The following is a 9,215-nucleotide window of genomic DNA, read 5'->3' as shown; positions in this document are numbered from 1 at the left end:
CGCAGGACGCGCGCCTCGGCGCGCAGGGCGCGCAGGGCCACGCCGTCMAGGGGGGCGGCGACACCGATGCGGGAGCAGAGCAGGGCGAGCCGGTCGGTGGCCAGTGTGCCGCCGCAGTCGCCGAGGGTGGTCTCGAAGCAGCGGATCCCGCTCTTCATGCCGGTCAGGGCGTTGACCAGGCCGAGGCCGTGGTGGTCGCGCAGCGCGAGGCGCAGCGGTACGGCCCCGGCCTCCGGGACCGCGTCCTGGAGCAGCCGGCGCAGGGCCAGCGGGGAGGCGCCGCCCCCGTCGTCCGGCCCTTCCGCGGGCTCCTCCAGGACGATCTCCCCGCAGCCGGCGGCCGTCAGCCGCTGCACGGTCAGCAGGCAGGCCCGGGCCAGCTCCGGGCGCAGAGCGTCGCGTATCCGGGCCACCACCAGCGTGTTCGGACGGCCTGTGTCGCGTACCGCCCGGACCAACCCCGCGGCGCCCGCGCCGTCGCCGTCCGCCGGCACGGTGAACTCGACGGCGGGGGAACCGGCCGTCGCCGCGGCGACGGCGCCGTCGACGTCGGCGACATGGACCGAGGAGCAGCCGACACCGTCGGACCCCTCGGCGCCGGCGCTCGCGGTGGTCCCCAGGCGCACCCGCACGCCCGCCAGCCGCAGTGCCCGGGCCAGACGCGCGGCGTGCGGTGCCGCCACCCCGGCCAGGCCGGTGTCGGCGAGGTCCACCCGGTCGGGCAGCGGGTCGGCCAACTGGCCCCAGGACCGGGAATGGAAGAGCAGGGGGGAGGTGAGGCGGGGGACGCCCGCGGCCACCACCTCCCCCAGGAAGATGGTGTGGTCGCCGCCGGGATACCGGTGCAGGACGCGGCAGTCCACCCAGGCCGCCGCGTCCGTCAGGACGGGACTGCCCGTGGCGCCGGGGAGCCAGTCTCCCGCTGCGAAGCGGTCGGTGACACCGGGTTCCATCCCCGCGAACCTCCGTCCCAGGGCGAGGTGGTCGCGGCCCAGGACGTTGACGGCGAAGACGCCGTTGCGCGTGAGCAGCCGGTGGGAGCGGATCGCCCGGTCCAGGCAGACCAGGACGAGGGGTGGTGCAATGCTCACGCTGCTGAACGAACTCGCCGTCATTCCGTGCCATCCGTCCGCACCGGCCGTGGTGACGATTCCCACGCCGCTGGGCCATCGGGACAGAACCTGACGGAAGGTCGTCTTGTCGATGACTGCGGTCATCGAACCCCCGATCGCTTGTGTTTCCTCCAGCGAAACGCTGTTTCTTCGAGGGTAACGACGCGCTCTCGCCGCTGTCAACGAGTCCGACATCCGTGCACCTGCTGTTTCCCATGGGGAAATCGACGTTATGCTGTCGGCACGTCGGGGAGGACGACGAGGGACCGTCGACTCCCGAGCCCATCGCGCAGAAGGACAGCCGTGACCGAGGAGACGAGCAGTAGCCGGTCTGTCGCCGCAGTCGAGCGGGCCATGGACGTGCTGTTGATGTTCGGCCGCWGCGGCCGCCCCGATCTCGGTGTCACCGAGATCGCACAGGAACTCGGCATCACCAAGGCCGCGGTGCACCGCGTCCTGACGGCCCTGCGCAACCGCGACCTGATCATCGCGGACCCTGTCACCCGCCGCTACGCTCTGGGCCCGGCCGCGATCTCGCTCGGACGGGCCTATCTCGCCCGCACCGACCTGCGCGTGCTCGCCGCCCCCGAACTGCGCCGGCTCGCCGCCCAGTGCGGTGAGACCGCGACCCTCTCCATCCGTCGCGGGGACACCCGGCTCTACGTCGACCAGGTCGTCCCGGAGCAGGAACTGCGCATGGAGGTGGCCCTCGGGATCCCGCTGCCCCTGCACGCGGGCAGCTCCTCCAAGGCCTTCCTCGCCTTCCTGCCCGACGCCGAGATCGACACCTACCTCGAGCGCCACGCGCTGGACGCGATCACGGACCGGACCATCACCGACCCCGAGCGCATGCGCAAGGAGCTGTCGGCCGTCAGGCGCCGCGGCTATGCCACCTCCGTCGGTGAGCGGCAGAGCGGCTCCGCCTCGCTCGCCGCGCCCGTCTTCGGGTACGACGGCCACGTCATCGCGGTGGTGAGCCTCGCCGGGCCGCAGTCCCGCTTCAAGCCGCGCCTCGCCGAATGCGCTCCCCTGCTGATGGCCAGCACGGAACGGCTCTCGGCCGAGTTCGGATTCCGGCCCGGGGTCGGCTGAACCCCGGGCCGCACCGGATCAGAGGTCGGCGCCGGGCTTGAACACCCCCAGCGCCGCGGCCGCGAGGACGCACGCCCAGATCCCCGCCACGTACGGCACGCAGCCGTCGACGGCCCGTCGTAGTTCCCGCTCCACCCGCTCGCCGCTCCCCGAACGCGCCAGCGCGCCGAACGCGCCCGCGAACGGCCGTAGCGTGAGCCGGATCCCCAGCCCGCAGGCGATCGCCGTCGCGTACAGCAGCACCTTGCCGCCCAGCCAGCGCGGATCGGTGTCCACCCCGAACGGCTCGGCGGCCAGCAGGGTGTAGAGGCCGACGCCCCACAGCACGGCCGTCAGCAGCACCCGCAGCGTCCAGTCCGCCCGGCGTGTCCAGGGGTGGCGGCCGGGGTGGTGGTGCTCGCGGACGGTCAGCCACAGCCAGAGCGCCGCGAACAGCCACGTCGCCCCGGCGGACCAGCCGTTCAGCAGATGCCCCGCGCCGTGCGGCTCCAGGGCCATCAGCGTGACGCCGCTCGGCAGGGTCAGCACCAGGCAGATCTTGGGGCCGAGATCCAGCCCGCCCATGATCGACAGGGCGGTCGAGCGGGCCGCGAACGGCAGGTCCGGTCTCAGGACGTACCGGCTCGACACGTAGACGCCGAGGTCGCCTCCCAGCCAGAAGACGAACAGCAGCAGGTGGAGCAGGATCCAGGCCCCGTGCGGATGCGCGCCCACGGCTACTCCTCCCCTCGCGGCGTTCCGGACACCCCGGACGCCGTTCCGGGGAAGGGCCCCGCCCTGCCCAGCAGAGCGGGGACCGTGATGCCGAGCACCGCGCCCAGCCAGGCCCCGGTCTCGGCGGCCGCCTCCAGGTCGATGCCCGGGTCCATGCCCATCCGGCCCAGCAGGTAGACGAGGTCCTCGGTGGCGATGTTGCCGGTGGCGGCCGGGGCGAAGGGGCAGCCCCCGATGCCGCCGAGGGAGGCGTCCAGCCAGGACGCGCCGGCCGCCACGGCCGCGACCGCGTTCGCGTAGCCGGTGTTGCGCGTGTTGTGGAAGTGGCAGCGCAGGATCACACCGGGCGCCTGCTCGCGCACCGCGGTGAGCAGCCGGGTGACCGCGTCGGGCGCGGCCACGCCGATGGTGTCGGCCAGGACGAGCTCCTCCGCGCCCGACTCCGCCCCGATCCGGGCCAGTTCCACCACGGTCGACTCCTGCGTCTCCCCCTCGAAGGGGCAGCCGAACGCGGCGGCCACGGTCAGCGAGCGCCCGATCCCGGCCGCGTGCGCGCGGGCGGCGATCCCCTCCCACGCGGCGAGCGCCTCGCGGGTGCCGACGCCCTGGTTGCGCCTGGAGAACGTATCGCTCGCCACCACCACGTAGTTGACCTCGTCCACGCCGCTCGCGCTCGCCCGCTCCATGCCGCGGGCGTTGAGCACCAGGCCGCTGTAGCGCACCCCTTCGACGCGCTCCACCAGTCCCATCACCTCCTCCGCGCCCGCCATCTGCGGCACCCGGCCGGGGTGGACGAACGCCACGGCCTCCACCCGCCGCGCGCCGGCCGCGACCGCCCGCGCGACCAGGTCCGCGCGCTGCGCCGGGGACAGCGGTCGCTCCTCGTTCTGCAGCCCGTCGCGCGGGGCGACCTCCACCACGCCGGGCCCGCCGTCCGGCTCCGGGGAGGCGCCGCCGGGGTGCCCGGACGGGCGGTCGTCCGGGGAGTCGTGCACGCGGTGGTCCAGGGAAACGTCCATGCGCGCATTCTGCCGCGTTGATTCCTCTAGCGAAACAGTGTTTCCCAAACTTACACTCGCGGCATGAGTGGACCCCTCTCCGACATCCGTGTCATCGAGACCGGCACGCTGCTTGCCGGTCCCTTCTGCGGCCAACTCCTCGGCGACCACGGCGCCGAGGTCATCAAGCTCGAGGACCCCGGGCGCGGCGACCCGATGCGCCAGTGGGGACGCGAGCGCCCCTACGGGAAGTCCCTGTGGTGGCCCGTCGTCGCCCGCAACAAGAAGTCCGTCACCTGCAACCTGCGCCGGGCGGAGGGCCAAGAACTCGTGCGCCGTCTCGTGACCCGGGCCGACGTCCTCGTCGAGAACTTCCGCCCCGGCACCCTGGAGCGCTGGGGCCTCGGCTTCGAGGAGCTGCGCGCCGTCAACCCCGGCCTCGTGATGGTCCGGGTCACCGGATACGGACAGAACGGCCCCTACGCGCCCCGCGCCGGCTTCGGCTCCATCGGCGAGGCCATGGGCGGCATCCGCCACATCACCGGCGAACCCGACCGCCCCCCGTCCCGCACCGGAGTCTCCCTGGGCGACGCCCTCGCCGGCACCATGGCCGCGTACGGCGCCGTCATGGCCCTGCACGCCCGGACCCGCACCGGTACCGGCCAGATCGTCGACTCCGCCCTGTACGAAGCCGTCCTGGCGTACATGGAATCGCTGCTGCCCGAATGGGAGGTCGGCGGCTACCAGCGCGAACGCACCGGCCCCGTCCTGCCCAACGTCGCCCCCAGCAACGTCTACCCGACCGCCGACGGAGCCGCCGTGCTCATCGCCGCCAACCAGGACACCGTCTTCCGCCGCCTCACCGAGGTCATGGACCGCACCGACCTGGCCGACGACCCGAGGTACGCCACGCACACCGCACGCGGCGCCCACCAGAGCGAACTCGACGACCTCATCACCACGTGGACCGCCGGCCACGACGCGCACACCCTGCTCGGCGCCCTGCACGCCGCGGGCGTCCCCGCGGGCAAGACCTTCACCGCTGCCGACATGCTCACCGACCCGCACTTCGCCGCCCGTGACGCCATCGTGCGCCTCCCGCACCCCGACTTCGGCGAGATCCCCATGCAGAACGTCGTCCCCAAGCTTTCCGGGACACCCGGATCCGTCCGCTGGGCGGGCCCCGAACTCGGCGCGCACAACGACGACGTCTACGGCGGCCTCCTGGGGCTCACCCACGAGAGGCGCGACAAGCTCACCGCGGACGGAGTGATCTGACATGGCCGGCCCACCCCTGGCCGACGACTACCGAGCCGCCGGCTTCGGTCGGCGCATCGGATGGGGCGAGCACCCCGCCGTCCTCCTCGTCGACCCCGTCCAGGCCTACGCCGCACCCGACAGCCCGCTCCACCTCGGCACGGCCGAGGCCGCCCTGCACGCCATGGCCCGCCTGGCCCGCGCCGCACGGCGCTCCCAGTTCCCCGTCCTGTTCACCGCCGTGCACTACGACGCCGAACCGGGCGCCGACGCCCCTCACTTCGCCCGCAAGGTGCCGGGCCTCGAAGCCTTCCGTGCCGGCAGTCCACATGCCGCCTTCACCCCGATCTGCCCGCCGGAGCCCGGCGAGATCGTCATCCGCAAGCACTACCCGAGCGCCTTCTTCGAGRCCCGGCTGAGCGACATCCTGAACGTCCTCGGCGTGGACACCGTCGTCATCGGCGGCTTCTCCACCAGCGGTTGCGTGCGCGCCACCACCCTGGACGCCCTCCAGTACGGGCTGCGCCCCATCGTCGTCCGCGACGCCGTCGCCGACCGCGACGCCGGCCCCCACGAAGGCAACCTCTTCGACCTCGACTCCAAGTACGCCGACGTCGTCGACCTCACCTCCGCCTGCCGCAGACTGGGGGAGCCGCCCCAGCCCCGTCCCGAGCAGGCCTGAGGCGCGCGGCCGTCGCGCCTACGGACGGACGCGCCGCGTCCCTGACCGACCCGGCGCCGGTCGAGCCCGCTCCGCGCGCCCGACCGGACCGGACCGCACCGCCCCTCAGGCCTGGTGGCCGCGCCGCAGCAGGACCAGCGTGCAGCCGCCGAGCAGGACGAGTGTGCCGCCCATCAGCGCGGCCACCGGCAGGCCGTCGGTGGAACCGGTCCGCGGCAGCGACCCCGCGTCACTTCCCCCGCCTGACGCGGCCGTGCCCGCGCCGCCCCCGGTGGCCGGGCCGGGAACCCGGGTGGAGGCGGAGGGCGCCGGGCTGCTCGGCCCCGGGCCGCCCGCCCGCACCGTCAGCGGCACCTCCACCAGCTCCTTCGTGGAGGAGATCGACACGGCGATGACGCAGTTTCCCGGCTTCGCCGTGCAATCCGCCCCGCCGGCCTTCGCCTTGACCGTGATCCGGGCGGTGGCCGCGTTGTCCGCCGCACTGTGCCAGACACCGGAGCCGTCGGTCTTCCCGATGACCGCGGCGTCGGGCGACGTCTCGCAGTCGGCCGGGCCGGCCGGCTTCGGCTTGCACAGCCCGATCGGCACGAACCCCTGATCGGGGCTCAGCCCCTTCGCGGACACCGTCACCTTGTCTCCCACGGCGAGTCCGGTCGACTTGCTGACGGTCAGCGTCCCGGCGGCGGCGACGGCCGGCCCAGCCGCCACCGCCGTCAGGACTGCCGCCGCCGCGAACGCTCCCGCGCGGCGACTTCTACGAAGCGATGTCATGGGTTCCTCCAGAACCAGCAGGGGACAGCGGTGGCCTCGCGGGAGCCGCCCCCCGGCGGCCCCGGACGAGGGAGTGGACACCCAGCAGGAGGCAGGCGCCGGCCACGCCGAGGGACAGCGCCCACATCGGGGTGGACGGCCCGCTCCAGTCGTCGACCCGCGCGGTACCAGGGGTCGCGGCGCCGGCCGGAGCGGCCCGGCCCGAACCCGACGCCTCGCCGGGGACCGATCCGCCCTCGAAGCCGACGGCGACCTGCACGCTGTTCGCGGCGATCAGCGCGGGCGGGGTACCGGACGGCAGGGGCGCGACACCGATCACGCACGGCGTCGTACGGCAGTCGATGCCCGCGAACCGCGCGTGCACGGTGAGGGTGACCCGGGGGAGCACACCGTCCGGGCCGATCGTGACCAGGCGGGCGCCGCCCGCCAGATCGCAGTCCCGGTTGCCGGTGTAGCCCTTCTTGCACAGGCCGACCGCGACCGACGTCAGACCGGCGCGGAACCCGGTGCCCTCGACGGTGATCTGCCGGCCCTCGGTCAACCCGGTCGCGGCCGACACCCGGACGGTAGCCACGTCCGCGACGGGGCTCGCCGCGCCGGCCAGAGCGAGCACCGCGGTCGCGGCCAGTGCCGTCCGACCGGTCCGGTGCGCCAGGGAGGTTCTCACGGGGTGGCCTTTCCGTTCCGTCCGAGCAGAGCTGCCCGGCGGCCGCCGGACGCGGGAAGCAGGAGAGGACGCGGCACGGGGACCGCCTGTCCCGCGGGGGCGGCGACGAGCACCGCCGTCCCCCGGTCGGCGACGTGGCGCAGGACGGCCGTGACGGCGGGATCCGCCGCGAGCGGTCCGCAGCCGGGCCCGGTCAGGTCCAGGAGCAGCAACGCGGGCTGCGCGATGAGGGTTTGGGTCAGCCCGAGGACGCACCGCTCGTCGGGGCCGAGCACGGCGCAGGACTCCGTGCCCTTGACCGCGAGGAAGGGGAAGGCCGCGAGCGCGCCCCCCGTCAGTACCGCGGCCCGTTCAGGGCCCAGGTGAGCTCCGGCGGCCGCGACGGCGTCCGTCACCGACCCCGCCGAATGCCCGTGGGGCAGGGCGCCCGCCCGTCCCGGGTCCGAGGGATCGACGTACGCCGACATCCGCAGATCCCATCGTCCCCGTTCCGCGACGCGGGACACGTCGTGGCCCCGAAGCCACCAGCTCCCCGCGTCGGCCCGGCGCAGCCCGCCGAGGACGGCCAGGACCGCCCCCGCGCGGCGGCCGGGCAGCGTGTCCGTCAGATACGTGATCTCCCCGGCCCCCACCGTCAGCCCGAGCCGCCGTACGGGAGGCGCCCCGACGGTCCTCACCCCGAGGCCGCGCACACGGAGCGGAGCCGGTCCGGTGCAGCCGGACCCCTCGGCAGGACCATCGGCCCGCAAGCCGCCGGCGGTGCCCACGTCATCCGCCGCACCGGCGGTACGCGCCGGATCGCCAGCCGGACCGGGCGGCTCGGTGGCGGCCGTGCGCCCGGCGTTGCCGCGAATCAGCGCGAAGGCCGCCGCCACCGCGGGGGCCGGCGCGATCGCGGCCAGAGAGTCCGGGCCGCCCAGCAGCCGGCCGGACAGGACGACCGCCGTCATGGCGGCGGCTCCACCCAGCAACCCGGCCGCTGCGTGGCCGGAGCCATGCGGTCCGCGCCGTTCGGCGCCCACCACCGCCGCGGCCCCGCAGGTGAGGACCAGCGCGAGCGCCAGTGTGAACTGCCAGGCCCGGGCGGCGCCCGCGCAGGCCGCGACCGCCGCCGTGAGCCCGGCCGCGAACAGTGCCGTGCGCGGACCGGTGCCTGCCCCCGGCCGTCCGCCGGTCATGGCGAGCAGACAGGTCAGGACTGCCGCCGCCAGGGCGGCCCAGGCGAACGGCCGGGCGCCCGCGCCGCCCAGGAGCTCCCAGCGGTAGACGACCAGACTCTGCCCGGCGAACAGGGTGCCGAACACCGCCGCGCCCACCGAGGCCACCGTCCACCGGGAAACGGCGGAGTGCCGGGAAACGGCGGAGTGACCGCCGCGGTCGTCCTCCGGTGCGGTGGACCGCAGGCCGGCCGGCACCAGCAGCAGCGCGGCGAGACCGCACCCGAGAGCGCACACGACCTGGGGTCGCCCGGCGAGCAGCACCGTGGCACCGCCCGCGGCGGCCGCCCCCGCGAAGCAGGCCGCATGCCAGGACCGCTCGGCCCGGTAGAGGCCGAGCGAGCCGCCCGCGAGGACCGCGGCCGCCATCAGCAGCCCGGCGAACACCATGGGCGAGCCGAGCAGCGGGGCGGCCCCCGCCAGCACGCAGACCGCCGCCGCCCGCCGGGCGGCCCCCGTGGTTCCGGTCGCCCGACCGCGGCGCCGAAGCACGAATCCGACCGCCCCGGCCAGCAGCAGAACCGTCGGCAGCAGATAGCGGACGGCCTCACCCGGCATCCCGACGGGCCCACCCAGCAGGGGGGCCGCGGCGAGGTAGGACCCGCCGGCCAGGCCGACCGCCGCGGCCGAGCAGACGTCAGGGCGCGGACGGCCGGAGGGAGTGTCGAGAAAGGCCATCACCGCTCCTCGTCCAGAGGGGACGTG

The 9,215-nt window shown here is 74.8% G+C and carries 9 protein-coding genes; 3 read left to right on the top strand and 6 right to left on the bottom strand.

The genetic code is table 11. The annotated features are described in order from the left end of the window. A partial coding sequence (locus tag EAO71_RS35890; RefSeq protein WP_261992510.1) for a flavin reductase occupies positions 1–1,115 on the bottom strand: 1,115 nt, incomplete at its 3' end. 300 nt (positions 1,116–1,415) lie between these two features. Here EAO71_RS35890 and EAO71_RS35885 point away from each other — a divergent pair. After that, complete coding sequence (locus EAO71_RS35885; RefSeq protein ID WP_261992509.1) at positions 1,416–2,204, top strand: IclR family transcriptional regulator; 789 nt, start codon at positions 1,416–1,418, stop codon at positions 2,202–2,204. An 18-nt stretch (positions 2,205–2,222) separates the two neighbouring features. Here the strand turns inward: EAO71_RS35885 and EAO71_RS35880 are convergent, their stop codons facing one another. After that, positions 2,223–2,918 (bottom strand): hypothetical protein, encoded by a 696-nt coding sequence (locus tag EAO71_RS35880; protein ID WP_147981991.1) that lies wholly within the window; start codon positions 2,916–2,918, stop codon positions 2,223–2,225. A 2-nt stretch (positions 2,919–2,920) separates the two neighbouring features. Beyond that, on the bottom strand, positions 2,921–3,937 hold the full coding sequence (locus EAO71_RS35875) for a hydroxymethylglutaryl-CoA lyase (RefSeq protein WP_147981990.1): 1,017 nt from the start codon (positions 3,935–3,937) through the stop codon (positions 2,921–2,923). Positions 3,938–4,000: 63 nt separating this feature from the next. Between EAO71_RS35875 and EAO71_RS35870 the strand changes: the two genes are divergently transcribed. Together EAO71_RS35870 and EAO71_RS35865 are read left to right on the top strand one after the other, a co-directional pair. Beyond that, positions 4,001–5,194: a CaiB/BaiF CoA transferase family protein gene (locus tag EAO71_RS35870; RefSeq protein WP_147981989.1), complete on the top strand. Its 1,194-nt coding sequence runs from the start codon at positions 4,001–4,003 to the stop codon at positions 5,192–5,194. 1 nt (position 5,195) lies between these two features. Then, positions 5,196–5,855, top strand: coding sequence for an isochorismatase family protein (locus tag EAO71_RS35865; RefSeq protein ID WP_147981988.1), 660 nt, complete (start codon positions 5,196–5,198; stop codon positions 5,853–5,855). A gap of 105 nt (positions 5,856–5,960) precedes the next feature. On the opposite strand, the gene EAO71_RS35860 is transcribed toward EAO71_RS35865, so the two are convergent. Genes EAO71_RS35860 through EAO71_RS38070 form a run of 3 tightly spaced genes read right to left on the bottom strand, consistent with a single transcriptional unit; the run spans position 5,961 to position 9,188 of the window. Then, on the bottom strand, positions 5,961–6,626 hold the full coding sequence (locus tag EAO71_RS35860; protein ID WP_147981987.1) for a neocarzinostatin apoprotein domain-containing protein: 666 nt from the start codon (positions 6,624–6,626) through the stop codon (positions 5,961–5,963). Further along, positions 6,610–7,293 (bottom strand): neocarzinostatin apoprotein domain-containing protein, encoded by a 684-nt coding sequence (locus tag EAO71_RS35855; RefSeq protein WP_187282969.1) that lies wholly within the window; start codon positions 7,291–7,293, stop codon positions 6,610–6,612. Before EAO71_RS35855 ends, EAO71_RS35860 begins: the two co-directional genes overlap by 17 nt. Beyond that, positions 7,290–9,188 (bottom strand): hypothetical protein, encoded by a 1,899-nt coding sequence (locus EAO71_RS38070; RefSeq protein WP_187282968.1) that lies wholly within the window; start codon positions 9,186–9,188, stop codon positions 7,290–7,292. Before EAO71_RS38070 ends, EAO71_RS35855 begins: the two co-directional genes overlap by 4 nt. Positions 9,189–9,215 lie beyond the last annotated feature (27 nt).

The organism is Streptomyces sp. MS191, assembly GCF_008042125.1.
Taxonomy (GTDB): domain Bacteria; phylum Actinomycetota; class Actinomycetes; order Streptomycetales; family Streptomycetaceae; genus Streptomyces.
Note: the sequence above shows the minus strand (reverse complement) of the source record. Positions and strands in the feature narration are given on the sequence as shown.

Coding starts and splice junctions, on each gene's coding strand:
- EAO71_RS35875 (WP_147981990.1), bottom strand. CDS start 3,937: ATGGACGTTTCCCTGGACCACCGCGTGCACGACTCCCCGGACGACCGC.
- EAO71_RS35870 (WP_147981989.1), top strand. CDS start 4,001: ATGAGTGGACCCCTCTCCGACATCCGTGTCATCGAGACCGGCACGCTG.
- EAO71_RS35860 (WP_147981987.1), bottom strand. CDS start 6,626: ATGACATCGCTTCGTAGAAGTCGCCGCGCGGGAGCGTTCGCGGCGGCG.
- EAO71_RS38070 (WP_187282968.1), bottom strand. CDS start 9,188: ATGGCCTTTCTCGACACTCCCTCCGGCCGTCCGCGCCCTGACGTCTGC.